At 38.0% G+C, this 15,704-nt stretch carries 17 protein-coding genes; 1 reads left to right on the top strand and 16 read right to left on the bottom strand.

From position 1 onward, the window contains the following. Position 1 precedes the first annotated feature (1 nt). The 4 genes from K5Q14_RS02610 to K5Q14_RS02595 form a co-directional block, all read right to left on the bottom strand. On the bottom strand, positions 2-358 hold the full coding sequence (locus K5Q14_RS02610) for a cell division protein FtsL (RefSeq protein WP_220734285.1): 357 nt from the start codon (positions 356-358) through the stop codon (positions 2-4). 19 nt (positions 359-377) lie between these two features. Beyond that, positions 378-1,319, bottom strand: coding sequence for a 16S rRNA (cytosine(1402)-N(4))-methyltransferase RsmH (gene rsmH / locus K5Q14_RS02605; protein WP_220734284.1), 942 nt, complete (start codon positions 1,317-1,319; stop codon positions 378-380). Positions 1,320-1,336: 17 nt separating this feature from the next. Further along, positions 1,337-1,768 (bottom strand): division/cell wall cluster transcriptional repressor MraZ, encoded by a 432-nt coding sequence (gene mraZ, locus K5Q14_RS02600; protein ID WP_220734283.1) that lies wholly within the window; start codon positions 1,766-1,768, stop codon positions 1,337-1,339. Between the two features lie 155 nt (positions 1,769-1,923). Further along, positions 1,924-2,265: a DUF3397 domain-containing protein gene (locus K5Q14_RS02595; RefSeq protein WP_220734282.1), complete on the bottom strand. Its 342-nt coding sequence runs from the start codon at positions 2,263-2,265 to the stop codon at positions 1,924-1,926. Between the two features lie 180 nt (positions 2,266-2,445). Between K5Q14_RS02595 and K5Q14_RS02590 the strand changes: the two genes are divergently transcribed. Beyond that, the gene (locus K5Q14_RS02590; RefSeq protein WP_220734281.1) at positions 2,446-2,652 is read left to right on the top strand and encodes a DUF4044 domain-containing protein; all 207 of its coding nucleotides are present in this window, start codon (positions 2,446-2,448) and stop codon (positions 2,650-2,652) included. A gap of 73 nt (positions 2,653-2,725) precedes the next feature. Here the strand turns inward: K5Q14_RS02590 and fakA are convergent, their stop codons facing one another. The 12 genes from fakA to priA form a co-directional block, all read right to left on the bottom strand. Beyond that, positions 2,726-4,426 (bottom strand): DAK2 domain-containing protein, encoded by a 1,701-nt coding sequence (fakA, locus tag K5Q14_RS02585; RefSeq protein ID WP_220734280.1) that lies wholly within the window; start codon positions 4,424-4,426, stop codon positions 2,726-2,728. 7 nt (positions 4,427-4,433) lie between these two features. Further along, a complete protein-coding gene (locus K5Q14_RS02580; RefSeq protein ID WP_010386579.1) occupies positions 4,434-4,793 on the bottom strand; it encodes an Asp23/Gls24 family envelope stress response protein in 360 nt (119 codons plus the stop codon). A 259-nt stretch (positions 4,794-5,052) separates the two neighbouring features. After that, positions 5,053-5,253, bottom strand: coding sequence for a 50S ribosomal protein L28 (gene rpmB, locus K5Q14_RS02575; RefSeq protein WP_010017046.1), 201 nt, complete (start codon positions 5,251-5,253; stop codon positions 5,053-5,055). An 88-nt stretch (positions 5,254-5,341) separates the two neighbouring features. Beyond that, positions 5,342-5,656, bottom strand: a complete 315-nt coding sequence (trxA, locus tag K5Q14_RS02570) for a thioredoxin (RefSeq protein WP_220734279.1) — start codon at positions 5,654-5,656, stop codon at positions 5,342-5,344. 45 nt (positions 5,657-5,701) lie between these two features. After that, positions 5,702-6,346: a thiamine diphosphokinase gene (locus K5Q14_RS02565; RefSeq protein ID WP_220734278.1), complete on the bottom strand. Its 645-nt coding sequence runs from the start codon at positions 6,344-6,346 to the stop codon at positions 5,702-5,704. Then, a complete protein-coding gene (rpe, locus tag K5Q14_RS02560) occupies positions 6,346-7,002 on the bottom strand; it encodes a ribulose-phosphate 3-epimerase (protein ID WP_220734277.1) in 657 nt (218 codons plus the stop codon). Before rpe ends, K5Q14_RS02565 begins: the two co-directional genes overlap by 1 nt. Positions 7,003-7,019: 17 nt before the next feature. Beyond that, complete coding sequence (gene rsgA, locus K5Q14_RS02555) at positions 7,020-7,925, bottom strand: ribosome small subunit-dependent GTPase A (RefSeq protein ID WP_220734276.1); 906 nt, start codon at positions 7,923-7,925, stop codon at positions 7,020-7,022. Positions 7,926-7,972: 47 nt separating this feature from the next. Beyond that, positions 7,973-9,883 carry a Stk1 family PASTA domain-containing Ser/Thr kinase gene (gene pknB, locus K5Q14_RS02550; protein ID WP_220734275.1) on the bottom strand — a complete coding sequence of 637 codons (1,911 nt, stop codon included), beginning with the start codon at positions 9,881-9,883 and terminating at the stop codon, positions 7,973-7,975. A 2-nt stretch (positions 9,884-9,885) separates the two neighbouring features. Further along, a complete protein-coding gene (locus tag K5Q14_RS02545) occupies positions 9,886-10,632 on the bottom strand; it encodes a protein phosphatase 2C domain-containing protein (protein WP_220734274.1) in 747 nt (248 codons plus the stop codon). A gap of 120 nt (positions 10,633-10,752) precedes the next feature. Next, complete coding sequence (gene rsmB, locus K5Q14_RS02540; protein WP_220734273.1) at positions 10,753-12,099, bottom strand: 16S rRNA (cytosine(967)-C(5))-methyltransferase RsmB; 1,347 nt, start codon at positions 12,097-12,099, stop codon at positions 10,753-10,755. Beyond that, positions 12,092-13,060 (bottom strand): methionyl-tRNA formyltransferase, encoded by a 969-nt coding sequence (gene fmt, locus K5Q14_RS02535; RefSeq protein WP_220734272.1) that lies wholly within the window; start codon positions 13,058-13,060, stop codon positions 12,092-12,094. Before fmt ends, rsmB begins: the two co-directional genes overlap by 8 nt. Positions 13,061-13,236: 176 nt before the next feature. Further along, complete coding sequence (priA, locus tag K5Q14_RS02530) at positions 13,237-15,654, bottom strand: primosomal protein N' (protein WP_220734271.1); 2,418 nt, start codon at positions 15,652-15,654, stop codon at positions 13,237-13,239. Positions 15,655-15,704 lie beyond the last annotated feature (50 nt).

Here is a 15,704-nt window from a genome sequence, read left to right as displayed (position 1 = left end):
ATTATTGGTTAATATTTCTGACATTACTATCAGATAATGTCATATTATATTTCTTAGCAACCTCATCTAAATTTTGTTTACTTGTTTTATTTTGAATATCACTGCGTAAAGCGTTATTAGTTTCTTTGGTGGTCTCAGTTTCCGCTTGCATATGTGTAGCACTCGAACGTGCCGCATTCGTTTGCATGCTAGAAAAAACAACACCCACCATCAATATCATAATAACGGCTGAAACAAAGGTAACCATTAGTTGCTCTTTTCTTGTCCAACGTGCTGCTTTATACTTGATACGTGTTTTTGGTTGTGCCAAAGGTAACGCTTCAGCCGTCGTTGAATATTGATATGCATTCTGTGCCATTTTTTGCCGCTCCTAAATATTATTTGCGTTCGATGCCACGTAACTTGGCCGATTGTGATCTATGATTAGTTTGTGTTTCATCATCAGTTGGTAAAATAGGTTTACGTGTTAACAAAGTATAATCCGCTTCGAATTGTCCTGGTAAGACTGGTAAACCAACTGGCAATTCTGGAGTTGATGTTTTTTCGCGAAACATTTGTTTCACTAAACGATCTTCAAGTGATTGGAATGTGATTGCACTAATACGACCATTTGGTGCAAGTAGGTCAAGTGATTGAGTCAGAGAATCTTCTAATGCCCCTAATTCATCATTAACGGCTATTCTTAACGCTTGGAAGGTTCGCTTTGCGGGATGCCCACCCTTACGTCGAGCTGGCGCTGGAATTGCTTCTTTGATAATATCAACTAATTCAAATGTTGTATTAATCACGCTATTTTCACGATGACGCTCTATCTTACGCGCAATTTGTTTAGGAAAACGATCTTCACCATATCGACTTAAAATACGTAAAATATCGTTAAATGACCACTCATTAATAATCGTTTTAGCTGTTAACGTTTGACGTTGATCCATCCGCATATCTAAATCAGCATCGTAATTGTAACTAAATCCACGTTGCCCATCATCAAACTGTACGGAACTGACACCTAAGTCATAAATCACGCCATCAACTTGTGTCACACCAAATTCAGATAACGCCTCAGTTAACGTACGGAAATTCTTATGAATTAATACTAATTTGCCAGCTTCAATTTCAGCGGCATACTGTTCTTCGTTATACTTAATTGCTGTATCATCTTGGTCAAAACTATATAGTCTACCCTTATCTAATTGCTTTAGAATTTCACCAGTATGACCACCGCCACCTAGGGTTGCATCAACATAACTACCATCTGGTTTTATATTCAATAATGCAACAGCCTCTTTTAAGAGGACTGTGACATGTTCAAATTCAGTCATTCCATTTATCCTTTTAACTAGAAGTCAAAGTCAACTAGTCCTTCTGCAATCTCATCAAAATCATCAGCTGTAGCAAGTGTATAATCATGCCAGTTTTCTGAACTCCAAATTTCAAAGGCGTCCCCAGATCCTGTTACTGTCACACTTTTTTCAAGTGAAGCATAGTCTTTTAAGTTAGACGGAATTATAATTCGCCCTTGCTTATCAATCTCTGCTTCCATAGCACCTGCCAAAACAAAACGTTTAAATTGGCGTGCTTCTTTTTTTCCTAATGGTAACTCGTTAAGTTGTTTTTCTAATTTTTCCCAAATTGGCATTGGCATAGCGCGTAAAGCATGTTCCATCCAACGCGTCACAATAAACTTCTCGCCTAATTGGTTTCGAAATTTTGCTGGAATAATAAGTCGCCCTTTTGTATCGAGCGTATGTGAATATTCGCCCATAAACATCAGGACCACCTCCAATAAAAATTCTATACTACTAATTTACCACATTTCACCACTTCCCTCCACCTAATTACCAATTTGTCATCATTTAGTAAATTTTAACACACATAAAAAACGCTGCTATGTAAGAATAACAACGTTTTTATCGACAAACTATATTAGTGGTGCCAAAACCCAATAATTGTCACAATTAAAAGTAATAAACTACCAATCAACCCACTCCATTGCCAATACTTATGCCAAAACAAGCGCCAATGCCATTTGCTTTGTAATAGAAACCATGACAATATAGTCCCCACAACAAACCATACTAATAGAAACCATAAAAGCAAGCTAACACCAAAACGGTATCCCATAGTAAAATGTAATATCACCCAGACTGGGATAACAATGATATCTAATGTTTTAATTTTAAACTCACCAAAACGGGTCCACTTATTTAACACAAATATAAATAATATAAAACTTACCGCACCTAACGGCCAAATCCACCACTGCATTACTTTACCTCACAGTTTCTTTGCACTTTAATAACAATACCTAAACCTAAACCAAAAGGCAAGAATTTCTATTATAATTTATAAATACATCGTATAAAATTAATTGACTTACCGTTTTAAAATTGCATATAGCTAGCTGATTATGATACACTATTTTTGAGTTATAAAATGAGGTGAAACATGACAGATGAACAAAAAATGCGCCCTGTTAATGCTAAATTACAAGCAGAAATTGACGCAAAATTAAATCAACACCGTGTTCCTAAAGCTGTTCAAAAATCACGCACCCGCATCGAAAAAATGACGCTTGTCATGTCGTGGGTCATGGTTGTGTTAATGGTTGGTAGTGTTTTCTATGCTGCAATTAGTGCATTAGGTTGGTTATAAAAAATAACATTTAAAAACTCTGGCGCAATTATAATTGCGCCAGAGTTTTTAAATATTATTTTTTATACATCACTTATTCAACCGAGATTAAAAATGGATATAACGGTTGTTTGCCATTATGAATTTCAATCTCAAGACTGTCATCAAGCGCTAAAATAGCCTCTTCTAACTTTTCAGCATCCTTTGCACTGGCATTTTCTCCAAAGATAATCGTCACAATTTCAGAATCATCATCAATCATTTTTGCCACCGATTGACTGGCAGCATCAAGTAGTTTCTTAGTCACAACTTCAATCTCGCCATCAAGAATTCCCATCCAATCACCATGCTTAATATCTATACCATTTAGCTTGGTATCTCGCACAGATTTTGTGATTTGGGCTGATTTAACATCTAACATCACTGATGCCATCTCGTCAGCATTGTCTGATAATTCTGCTTCTGGATTGTATCCCATCATAGCTGTTAAACCTTGCTGAACCGTACGCGTTTTGACAACACTTACTGGCATATCCACTAAATCAACAGCTTGATCAGCAGCCATGAAAATATTTGAATTATTAGGTAAAATTAAAACACTTTTAGCATCGATGGCTTTAATCGCATCAACAATATCAGCCGTTGATGGATTCATTGTCTGTCCACCAGAAATAACTGTATGCACGCCTAAGCTTTTGAACAATTCAGCGACGCCGTCCCCAGCTGCAATTGCAATCACAGCCGTATCAGAGGCTGGTACGGCTGCAGCAGCCATTTTAGCAATGTGTGCTTCTTCTGTACGCTGTGCGTCAATAACTGCTTGCTGCTGGTCTCTCATGTTATCGACTTTCACTTTAACTAATGAACCAAAATGCGTTCCCCAACGAAGAACTTCTCCTGGATTTTCTGTATGAACATGAACTTTAACGATTTCATCATCATTGATAACAAGTAACGAATCACCAAGTTGTGATAGATGATGATAAAATGTGTCATAATCAAATTCATGATCATATGTTGTCCCTTTAGCAATTTGCACCATAACTTCCGTGCAATAACCATATTCTATACTTTGGGGATCTAAATGACTATTGGCTTGTGCACCAGCATGTAGTTCTTTAACCATTTGCTCTAATTCAGCATTATCCGGCGTTTTAAGGTCCGCTTCATTGAAGTTACCACTTAACACCTGATAGAATGCCTGCAACACAAAAACAAGCCCTTGACCACCTGAGTCCACAACGCCAACTTGTTTTAGTATAGGCAACAGATCCGGTGTCGATGCCAACGCAATTTGTGCTGCCTCATTGACAGCCTGCATTAATTCAACCAAATCATCTGTATCATCAGCTACTTTATTTGCTTTTGATGCTGCTTCGCGAATGACCGTTAAAATAGTCCCCTCTGTTGGCTTCATAACAGATTTGTAAGCTACTTGTGCACCTGACATCAAAGCGTCAGCTAAATCACGTGCCGATAATGTTTTTTTACCTTCAACTGAGTTGGAAAAACCACGAAATATTTGTGATAAGATAACGCCAGAATTACCACGCGCTCCCATTAACAGCCCTTTAGACGTTGCTTTAGCCAGTGTGCTAATATCTGTATCTAGTGCATCACGCTCATACTGCGCGCCACTTGCCATTGACAGACTCATATTTGTGCCTGTATCACCATCTGGCACAGGAAAAACATTTAGTTTATTAATCGTATCCGCATTTGCGGCAAGTGCTGCTGCTGCTGCATTAATCATCTTACCAAATTCAACATTGGTAATTGTCGTAATTTTAGTCATGATACTCCTAGTCCGTGACGCGGACACCTTGAACAATCACGTTAACTTCCGTTGCGTGAATTCCCAGTAGTGCGTCGAGATTATATCTTACTTTACCTTGAACTGATTTAGAAATTTCTGATAGCTTTGTGCCATACTGCGCAACCAAATAAACATCCACGTTTACGCCGTTCTCTTCTTGATGAATGACAACACCCTTAGCATAATTTTCGCGATTCAAAATCTGATTCATGCCATCACGAAATGTTGCGCGAGAAGCCATACCAACAACCCCAGGGTTCTCAATAGCAGAACCGCCAACAATTGTCGCGATAACATCGTTTTCAATTGTAATCTCACCAATTTTAGTTTTAATTTTGATTGCCATAATATTTAAAGCATTAACTCACAAACACTCTAATAGTCATACTATAAAATAACTGTAATTAATTTGTAGCATAAACAATTTGAGATTAATTAAGTTAATGTATCTCCTCCTTGAAAGGTCTACTGCTATTATTTTAACATATCTCAACAATAAACGTATCCGAGCAATCCATTCTTTGATATAAAAAAACCACCGGAGTGGTGGTCGTTTTATATCAGCTATGCACAAATATTTAGCATAACTTCAATCGTGCTGCCGTTTATACGCGTTCGATAGTTCCAGTCTTCAATCCAGACTTCAAAGTACGCGCTGATAAATAAACTTTCTTTGCAGGAGCACCGTTAATCTTAACAGTCACTTTTTGCAAATTTGGCTTCCAGCTACGACGACTTGAATTCAACGCGTGTGAGCGTTGGTTACCAAAACGTGTGCGTGCGCCTGTAATAGCATCTTTTGCCATGTTCGACCCTCCTTTTCGAGCCAATATTTAAAAAAAGCTCTTTCTACAACATTAGTAAATTCTACCAGATTAAAACCACTTTGGCAAGCTATTTTGTATATTTTGACAAAACAGCTGCTAATTGATCTTTTGTATGGAAACCCGTTAATCGCTCGACCACTTCACCATTTTTTTGAACGAGCAGCGTTGGAATTGCACGAATACCAAATTTTGCTGGTGTATCAGGATTAGCATCAACGTCCATTTTAACAAAATCAACGTTGTCGACCTCTTCAGACAGCGCCTCTAATACTGGTGATTGCATACGACAAGGGCCACACCAAGTTGCCCAAAAGTCTGTGATACTGACGCCAGACGCTGTGATACTTTCAAATGTTGCATCTTCAACTATTTTTACTGCCATAATTTTATCCTCATAATCATCTGCGTACTTACTTTTCCAATGACATTATGTTTTATCTCTTGTTTGCGTAACCATAATAACGCCTGTATCAAAGCTCACATGTACCATCTTGCTAACAAATTCATTTGACGACCACATTTTATAAATATTATCCGTTGAATCTAACGTATATTTTGCATCAATTATTTTAAAATTAGAAACTGAATTAAGTGGCATAAACCCAAGATACTTTGCATTCGGTATTTTGGTAACTGTTTTCAAACCAGGCTTTAAATAACTCACACTATTAACATTATCGATAATTTTTGTTTTTTCAACAATTTTTTCAAACGTAGGGTCTGCTAACAGCCACAAATTACTTAATAGGTGGTCCAGTCGGCCACCAGTTGCACCAAAAATATTAATTTCATCCGGGTTTTTAGCTTGCGCATAGAGTAATGCAAGCTCCGTATCAGTTTCATCTTTTTCAGCCTTAACATGTATAATTTCGTTGGCTTTTAGATGTGATTCTAATACATGTAGCTCATCAGAAGTTAGTGAATCAAAGTCTCCTACAGCCATCAGCATCGGTATATTGTGTTGATACAATCGCCATGCGCCACGATCAGCGCCAATCCAGAGACCTGGAAGATCAAACAAATCATTCGGCCATAATGCCGTTTCCCCACCTGCCAAAATATTAATTTGCATTATTTCGTCAGGTCTTTCAAGGTAGCAATTTTAGCGGCAGGATCAACTTTATCATACACATATGATCCTGCAACAAAGACATTTGCACCTGCTTCAAATGCAGCAGTGATTGTCTCATTATTCACACCACCATCAATTTCGATATCAAATTGATAACCTAATTCATCACGGATAGTTTTTAATTGCGCAATTTTTTCAATTGCAGATGGCAAAAATTTTTGTCCCCCAAAGCCTGGATTAACCGTCATCACAAGAACTTGGTCAACCATATCCAAAACAGATTCAATTGCTAATACAGGTGTCCCAGGGTTGATGACAACTTCGGCCTTAACACCTTTATTTTTAATCATTTGCAATGCACGATGGATATGTGGCGTTGCTTCCACGTGCACACCAATGATATCTGCACCAGCATCGGCAAATTCATCAACAATTTTTTCAGGATTCATGACCATTAAATGTACATCCAACACCATTTCTGTTTCTGAACGTAATTGTTTAACCCAACCTGGACCATAAGAAATTGATGGTACAAAACTACCATCCATCACGTCAATATGCAAATATTGAGCCCCTGCGGCTTCTACGAGCTTCACATCACGCTCTAGATTCGTATAATCCGCACTTAATATGGATGGTGCAATAATTCCTGCCATGTTACTATTCCTTCTTCCTAAATGTTTCGATTATCTGTATTGTATCTTGGCTTCTGCGACTTGATTAAATCGTAAAAGGCCTTATAACTATTATACCGTGATTGTGCTATAGCACCAACAGTTACGCTTTCTTTAACGGCACATCCCGGTTCGTTGAGATGTAAACAACCGCGAAAACGACAATTTTGACGTGCAATAACAAATTCAGGAAAATACTCATCTAACTGTTCAACTGGAAAATCAAAAACTTCATACGATGAAAATCCTGGCGTGTCGGCAATCAAGGCATCATCCACCCGAATAAGTGTTACTTGCCGAGTTGTGTGTTTACCACGGCTCAGGGCCTTTGAAACAACACCCGTTTCCAGGCCTAACTTAGGCGACAAATGATTTAAGAGTGTTGATTTTCCAGCACCCGTTTGTCCCATAAATACAGCAACTTTACCGCGCAGTTCAGAGCGTAATTCAATAAAGTCACCATTTGTATTGTTTACGGATGGTAATATTGTCGTATACCCTATTTTTAAATAACGGTTTGACACTGCCGTTGCATTTATATATTCTTGGTCAGTCAATAAATCCGATTTTGTAAAATAAATTAAGGGTGTCACACTGGCAGCTTCTAATGCAACTAATTGCCGATCTAGCAAGTTCGGCGCAAAATCCGGTTCTTTAAGTGCCGTTACAATGACTGCAACATCAATGTTAGCAATTGGTGGTCGAACTAACACATTTTCTCTTGGATGAATTTTCCAAATTAGTCCTTCATCGTTTTCACTCTCAAAGTCAACAAAATCACCAACAAGTGGTTTTTGCCCTGATTTTCGAAACTCACCGCGCGCGCGTGTCCGCTGCACCTCACCACTTGAAACTTGTATATCATAATAGCCACTTAATGATCTAATAATTCGTCCTTTTTTCATATCATTTATTATAACAAAAAAGCCGATTATAATCGACTGATGTTGTTTTAGTTTTTATTTTTGTTACTTGATGCACTGCTGGATGAAGACGATGAACTAGATGAACTTGAACTGCTTGATGAAGATGATTCATCCGATGAACTCGAACTATCAGAAGACTCACTTGATGAGGCCTGAGGGCCTTGTGAAATGGTCACAAGTAATACCATATCTTTAGTAATACTTGAACCACCACGAATCGACTGACTGATAACATGATCTTTTTTTGTATTACCATCATATTGTGTGTTAAAGTTTACGACAATATCATGTTCACTGGCCCAACTCTGTACTTGTTCTTGTGTACTCTTTCCAGTAAAATCTGGCACATTAATTCGTTGTGCACCAGTCGAAACTGTGAATTCAACATTTGTCGCAGTCGGATCTACTTTGCCATTAGCATCAACAGATTGTAAAATTATTCTACCTTCAGAAACACTATCAGAAGGGCTATCTTTTCTTGTAATAGAGTAACCTTGAGCACGGAGTTGTGCCGCGGTCACATCATAATCCGAACCAACATAATCGCCAAAACGTACTTTAGCGCGTCCAGAAGAAAGAATTAAATTAATTATATCTCCTTTTTTGGCTTCTGCACCACTATTTCGTGTTGACCGAACAACATGCCCACTAGTAATTGTTTTTGACGGTGTTGAGCTAACAGTGCCAACAACTAAACCAGCTTTTTTGATTTTCGTTGTCGCTTGATCTTGTGTTAAATTCGTAACATTTGGTACCGTGGTTTTAGTTGATTGATAATTTAAGAAAATAGTTACAGAAACAATCATTAAAATGATTCCCAGTAGCACCCAAGGCCACTTTGGTGCTTTACGAAATTTAATCCCATTTTCTCGTAAAACACTACGGACATAATTAGGTGTACGATCAACAATATGTGCGATATCTTTAACAGAATAGCCCTTTTTACCATGTGCTATAATAACATCTTTTATTGAGGGTTCTTCAGGTGCATCATCTGGCAATATTTTATCAGATGATACACCTGTTTTTAACTGATCTTGAATTTGAGCCATCGGAATAATGCGTGTTTCATCTATCGTGTCTGACATCGGTGCAAATCGTATTTCATCTGAACGTCTAGGTGATAACGTCGTATTCAAATCTTCAGACATCGCTGCTGCACTTAAATAGCGATCTTGTGGTCTTTTGGCTGTTGCCTTTAAGATAACATTTTCTAAGGCCTGCGGAATTCTCGGATCAAAATCACGAACAGATGGCATATCTTCTGTTGTATGTTTCATTGCAACTGCAACAGGTGTGTCACCTTCGTAAGGCACTTGTTTGGTCAGCATTTCGTAAAGCATAACCCCCAGTGCATATATATCTGATTTCGCTGAAGCAAGGCCGCCGCGCGTTTGTTCAGGCGATAAATAATGAACTGACCCGATAACGGTGTTTGTCTGCGTCATATCTTGCACTGATTTTGCAATTGCAATGCCGAAGTCGGTAATCTTTACTTGACAATTTTTATCAATTAAAATATTTTGTGGCTTTAAATCGCGATGAATAATATCCGCGTCATGTGCTGCTTGTACTGCACTTAAAACTTGCGTCATGATATCAACAACTTGTTGGTACGGAATTGGAAAATGTTCGGCAATGAAGGACTTTAAATCATTCCCTGCTACATATTCCATCACCAAATATTGTGTGCCTTCATATTCCCCGGTGTCATATACCTGAACAATATTATCATGGACTAATTCCGTTGCTGAAATAGCTTCACGCTGAAACCGCTTGGCTAGTTCAGCATCGTTTTTCATATCCAAACGCATCATTTTAAATGTGACGTCGCGATCCAAAAATCCATCATGCGCCAAATAAACATTGGCCATGCCACCCCCGCCAAGCGATTTGATAATTTTATAACGATTGTCTATCACTGTATCTGGTAACATAATTATTTTGTATCCTCTTCATTATCACGGCTCACCAAGAGAGCTGTCACATTATCTGGCGCACCATTGTCGTTAGCGAACCTAATCAAGTCGTGTGCACGAAAATTCAAACTTGCTGGTGCCCTCATAATTTGTTTAATTGTTGTTTTATTGAGCACCTTAGTAATACCGTCAGATGTTAAAAACAACATGTCTTCACCAGAAAATGTATGTTGCCCAATTTCAATATCTGCGTGCCGATCAACGCCTAAAAATCTTGTTACACTATTCGCATTAGGGACATTTTCGGCTTGCCTTTTGCTAACCGTACCGGTACGAACAAGTTCATTTTTAAGATTATGATCAAATGATAGTTGTTTTAGACTATTATGATGCAACAAAAATGCCTTAGAGTCACCCAAGTTACCAATAACAACCTGCTCATCAAACAAAATTGCTAACACAAGTGTCGTAGCCATTGTTTTTAAGTCATCAAATCGTTGCCCTGCTTCTATAATTGCATCGTTTTCAAAGGCAACTGTTTCTTTTAGCCAAGCGATTGATGGATTGATTGTTTCAATTGTTGTTTTTTCCCAGGCGTGTCCAAAATGTTCTACAGCCATGGCGCTAGCAACTTCACCACCTTCAGTTGAAGTTACACCATCAGCTACCATAACCATCACGGTGCCTTTTTGATTTGTAAATGCGCCAACGTAATCTTGATTTTCATTACGTTGGACGCCGGAATCGGTATGAAATGCTATTTGCATAGGATTATTTTATCTTCTAAAAAACGTTTCTGCTAAAAAATTTCTAGTCGTTCACCAAAAAAATTTGCTTCACGTGCTGTGCTTTCACTTTACTTTCGACAATAGATTATGCATTGTAGGTCAGTGCTTTTTTTGCAATGTTGCAACGAAAAAGCCATCTGTTTGATAATCATTCGGATAAACATGTAGCACGTTTTCAGAACGGTTTGGCTTCAAGTTTTTTGACGTTTGTGTTGGTACAAGTTCAAAATCCGAATTTTTCAATAAGAATTTTGTGATCACATCATCATTCTCTTGACGCAAAATCGTACATGTACTGTAAACAATCATACCATTATCGGCAACATTTTGACTAACAGAATCTAATATCTCGAATTGCAGTTGTGCTAAATTCTTGACATCTGCTAAAGTTTTATCGTAACGAATTTCTGGTTTGCGTCGTAGTAAACCAAATCCTGAGCATGGCGCATCCACTAAAATACGATCAAATTTTTGATCAATTTCTGCTGGTACTTTACGTGCATCCAACACCCGCGTATGGATTTTTTCTGCTACATGTAACCGTTCAGCGTTATTTTTAATTAATTTAATTTTATGTTCATGAATATCTAATGCCGTAATTGCAACATCTTCACCAACAGACTGTGCAATTTGTGTCGTTTTACCACCAGGAGCGGCCGCTGCGTCAAGGATTGTTTTAACATTTTCTGTTAAACGCATACTTTCAACTGGTAACATGGCGCTTTCATCCTGCAAGGTTAATAGCCCATCGTGAAAGGCTTTTGAACTAGCCACATGCCCGCCAGAAACAATGTAAGCGTGCTCAGCGACGCGTGATTTGACAGCGGTAAATTTTTCAGCTGCCAAGGCTGTTTCTACTTCCTCATCACTTGCTAATATCGTATTCACACGAACAGACTGTTGTGGTGCATCATTGATGGTTTCAAGCATAGCAAGTGTGGCTTCTTCACCATTTTGTGAAATTAATTCTTCAATTAACCAAATTGGTAGACTGCTTTCAATAGACAAACGTTGTATTGGGTCTTTTATTTCAGCAGTATCTCGTAGCCCTTGGCGACCGATATTATGTAAAATAGCCGTCACATACTTCCCTGTTCCAACGTGACCAAGTATCTTAGCAGCTTCAATAGATTCATTAAAAATGGCATGTTCTGGAATTTTATCCAAGAATTTCATTTGAAAAATAGCTGAATACAATAATTCGCGCACCCAAGCATCAATTTTTTTATCACCGACAAATGGTGCTAGCCAATAGTCAAATGTCATACGGTGTTGGATAACGCCGTACACAAGTGTTGTTAATAAACGCTTATCTGCTTCACTCAGCTGATGTTGTTTAATCACTTGATTCAACTGTAAATTAGAGTATGCGCCATTTTTAATTTTGGCTAACGTTTGTACTGCTAATACACGGGGATTATCACTATAAACACGTTTATCACTCATTAATTGGCTCCTCTGCCCATAAATCTCCTGTTTGCAACTGACTGCCCGCTCCGTTGAGATAAGCTGCAATAGTCATCTCAGATTTTCCAGCTGGTTGTAATCTATCAATACTAACCACGGTTTGATTAGCTGCTGCAATTTTTAACTGTTTTTTTGTTTTTTCAACAACATGTCCTGCACCTAAGCTAGTTGTTTCAACCAATGGTGTCACTTGAGTAAGCTTAACCCGCTGTCCGGCAACTTGCACATGTGCTGGATGTGTTGGATAAAGACCGCGCAAATGCCAATCAATCTGTTGCGCTGTCTCACTTGCAAAATTTAAATTTTGCATATGGCGTGGAATGTTAGGCGAAAATGACACATCATCATCATTTTGTTTAACTGGTGAAATATTCCCAGTAGCAATTTTAGGTAAACTTGCTAATAGTAAGTCACGTCCAGCTAAACTCAGTTTATCAAACATTGTTCCAACATTATCTTGATTTGTAATGGGTACTTTAACGACATCGATAATGTCACCAGCGTCCATTTTTTTAACCATATACATGATTGAAACGCCAGTTTCCGTATCCCCATTCATAATAGCGTAATGCACTGGTGCGCCACCACGATATTTAGGCAATAATGAGGCATGTGTGTTGACAGCGGCTATTTTAGCTGCTGCCAATAATTCATTGGGCAAAAACTGACCAAAAGCCGCAGTAACAATAAAATCTGGGTTTAATGCGATAATTTGTTGCATCTCATTTGAACCACTAATTTTTTCAGGTTGAAATACAGGCAAGTCATGTAATAATGCTGCGACCTTAACTGGACTAGGTGTCAATATATGTTTACGCCCTTGAGGTTTATCTGGTTGCGTAACAACAGCCTTGACATCATATTTATCATCAGTAATTAATGCTTCTAAGATGGGGACTGCAAACTGTGGCGTTCCCATTAATACAACTGAATATGTCATGAAAAATCGCACCTCTTTTCTATACAATATATGGATCAATAATGTTAATTGTGTCGTTCAATGACTAAAATACCAAACTAATAATAAATTATATCCTTATAATCACTAAAAAATACTCGCTAATACGAGTATTTCGCTTCCTAATTATTATAACATAGAATATTGTCATACATTTGTCACATAAAAGAAACTGGCTCACGATCAATCACTAATTGTAACCCATTTTTTGATTTTTGAGCGCGATTTTGCAATTCTGTCAATAAAACGTCCATTTCATGCTGATGTTTGAATTTTAAAATAATTTGAAAATAATAACGATTACGTAATTTAGCAATTGGTTTTGGCGATGGGCCTAAAATAATAACCTTATCACTAGCACGAGAACGTAACCAACGGGCAACTTGTATCATCTGTTTTGCAGTTTCGTTTTCCATGACATGGCTAGCTTGAATTTGAACAGTATAGTAGTACGGTGCATAATTACCTGCATGTCTGACTGCCATTTCTTGCTGATAAAATCCTTCATAATCATGATTTTTTGCATAAACGATGGCATAATGTTGTGGATTAAATGTCTGGACTAATACCTCACCTGCCTTTTTAGCTCGACCAGCTCGACCACTGACTTGTGTTAACAATTGAAAGGTACGCTCACTGGCGTGAAAATCAGGCAAACCTAATGATGTATCAGCGTTTAAGACACCGACTAATGTCACATCTGGAAAATCAAGCCCCTTAGCAATCATTTGTGTCCCAAGTAAAATATCAGCTTCATGATTTCCAAATTTTTGCAACATTTTATCCATGCTACCTTTTTTACGTGTCGTGTCTTGATCCATACGGATAACGCGTGCTTCAGGTAACAATGTTGCCAGCTCTGTTTCAATTTTTTCAGTCCCAGTGCCGTAATAACGAATGCGATTTGAACCACAATTAACACAAATTGTTGGAATAGACTCTTCATGTCCACAGTAATGACATTTTAGTGTATGCGAATCCATATGCAATGTCATAGCCAAGTTGCAATTAGGATCACGTGGCACAAAGCCACAATCACGACACATAACAAAACTAGAAAAACCACGCCGATTCAACATTAATACAGACTGTTCTCCACGTTTAAGACGGTCTTGCAACTTATTTTTCAATTGTTCAGAGAAATTTGTTTCAGGTCCCTCTGCTAATGTTGCTTTCATGTCTATGACATCAACTATCGGTAACTTGGCGCCACCAGCACGTTGTGTTAAGCGCAATAATTCATAAACACCACGCTGTGCACGCGCACGACTTTCTAAGGAAGGTGTTGCTGAACCTAATACAACCGGTATTTGATAATATTCACCACGCCAAAGTGCCACATCTCGTGCATTGTAACGTGGATTATCTGTTTGTTTATAAGTTGTTTCATGCTCTTCATCAACAATAATGAGTCCAATATGATTCAATGGTGCAAAAACAGCTGACCTTGCGCCCACAACTATTTTAACATCCCCACGTTCAATACGACGCCATTCATCATATCGTTCGCCATCGGATAAACCAGAATGCAACACCGCAGTTTGTGCACCAAACCGTGATTTTACACGACGAACCATTTGCGGTGTCAATGCAATTTCTGGTACTAAAAACAAGACTGTTTTTCCTTGATCAAAAATATGTTGTGCTGCCTGTAAGTAAACTTCAGTTTTACCAGAACCTGTAATGCCTTCCAACAAAAACGGTTGATATTTTTGCGCATCCGCACTAGCAACAATATGATTCAATGCATTTTGCTGTTCTTCATTAAGTGTTAAAGCTGTCGTTGGTGTAATGTCATTCATTGAAAAAGGGTCACGTAACTGCTCTACCTGTTTTTTTATTAACCATCTTTTTTCGACGCCTTGATTTAACGTGGCATTACTCACATTAATAACTTCTTGCAATGTTTTTTTTACCCATGTTTCTTGCAAATGCCCCATAATAAACGTGAGTAGTTCAACCTGCTTTTTTGCAATTGGTCTCAAATCTTCTAGCTCATCTTCCAAAAACATCATGTCATCATTGAATTGATAAGCCAATTGAGTTTTAACTTTTGCTCGATTTTTTACGTTGACGGACACTTCGATTTTATGTTCACGTCGTAATTTAGTTAAAGTGGCAATATCATAGGTATTTAATTCATTTGCTTGATACACAATTTCATCTAATCCTTTAAAAATACGGTCACGAACATCGTCATCAACCTCATCGATAATTTTAAAAGTGCGTTCATAGCTAGCTCTTAAAGCATTTGGTAACATCGTTTGCAAAACAACAATACGAAACGCAAACGTTTCTTGCGCTAAATAATCTGATAAATTTAATAATTCTGTGTTTAAAACTGGTGTTAAATCCAATAAGCCTTTAATATGACGCAACTTGTCAGTTTCTAAATCCGTTGTTGCTCGTAAGCCTACAACAAATCCCATAACCTGTCGATGACCAAAAGGAACATCCACACGCATACCGGGACGTACTGAGTCAATCATTGTCTCTGGTACAACATAAGTATATGGTTGGTTAGTTTGCATCGTCGGAACGTCAACGATGATTTGTGCATACTGTAATTTCGTCATACTCTTATTGTATCAAATCTGTCAATAGCATAGCGCTGTTACGCAATATA

Origin of the sequence: Leuconostoc inhae, assembly GCF_019656015.1 — a bacterium.
GTDB lineage: Bacteria > Bacillota > Bacilli > Lactobacillales > Lactobacillaceae > Leuconostoc > Leuconostoc inhae_A.
The sequence above is the reverse complement of the archived record's forward strand: the minus strand, read 5'-3'. Positions and strand labels throughout refer to the sequence as shown.

Coding starts and splice junctions, on each gene's coding strand:
- mraZ (WP_220734283.1), bottom strand. CDS start 1,768: ATGTTTATGGGCGAATATTCACATACGCTCGATACAAAAGGGCGACTT.
- trxA (WP_220734279.1), bottom strand. CDS start 5,656: ATGGCAGTAAAAATAGTTGAAGATGCAACATTTGAAAGTATCACAGCG.
- K5Q14_RS02545 (WP_220734274.1), bottom strand. CDS start 10,632: ATGCAAATAGCATTTCATACCGATTCCGGCGTCCAACGTAATGAAAAT.
- K5Q14_RS02610 (WP_220734285.1), bottom strand. CDS start 358: ATGGCACAGAATGCATATCAATATTCAACGACGGCTGAAGCGTTACCT.
- rsmB (WP_220734273.1), bottom strand. CDS start 12,099: ATGAGTGATAAACGTGTTTATAGTGATAATCCCCGTGTATTAGCAGTA.
- K5Q14_RS02580 (WP_010386579.1), bottom strand. CDS start 4,793: ATGGCAATCAAAATTAAAACTAAAATTGGTGAGATTACAATTGAAAAC.
- rpe (WP_220734277.1), bottom strand. CDS start 7,002: ATGGCAGGAATTATTGCACCATCCATATTAAGTGCGGATTATACGAAT.
- K5Q14_RS02565 (WP_220734278.1), bottom strand. CDS start 6,346: ATGCAAATTAATATTTTGGCAGGTGGGGAAACGGCATTATGGCCGAAT.
- fakA (WP_220734280.1), bottom strand. CDS start 4,426: ATGACTAAAATTACGACAATTACCAATGTTGAATTTGGTAAGATGATT.
- rpmB (WP_010017046.1), bottom strand. CDS start 5,253: ATGGCAAAAGATGCTATTACAGGCGCACGCACACGTTTTGGTAACCAA.
- K5Q14_RS02590 (WP_220734281.1), top strand. CDS start 2,446: ATGACAGATGAACAAAAAATGCGCCCTGTTAATGCTAAATTACAAGCA.
- K5Q14_RS02595 (WP_220734282.1), bottom strand. CDS start 2,265: ATGCAGTGGTGGATTTGGCCGTTAGGTGCGGTAAGTTTTATATTATTT.
- rsgA (WP_220734276.1), bottom strand. CDS start 7,925: ATGAAAAAAGGACGAATTATTAGATCATTAAGTGGCTATTATGATATA.
- pknB (WP_220734275.1), bottom strand. CDS start 9,883: ATGTTACCAGATACAGTGATAGACAATCGTTATAAAATTATCAAATCG.
- rsmH (WP_220734284.1), bottom strand. CDS start 1,319: ATGACTGAATTTGAACATGTCACAGTCCTCTTAAAAGAGGCTGTTGCA.
- priA (WP_220734271.1), bottom strand. CDS start 15,654: ATGACGAAATTACAGTATGCACAAATCATCGTTGACGTTCCGACGATG.
- fmt (WP_220734272.1), bottom strand. CDS start 13,060: ATGACATATTCAGTTGTATTAATGGGAACGCCACAGTTTGCAGTCCCC.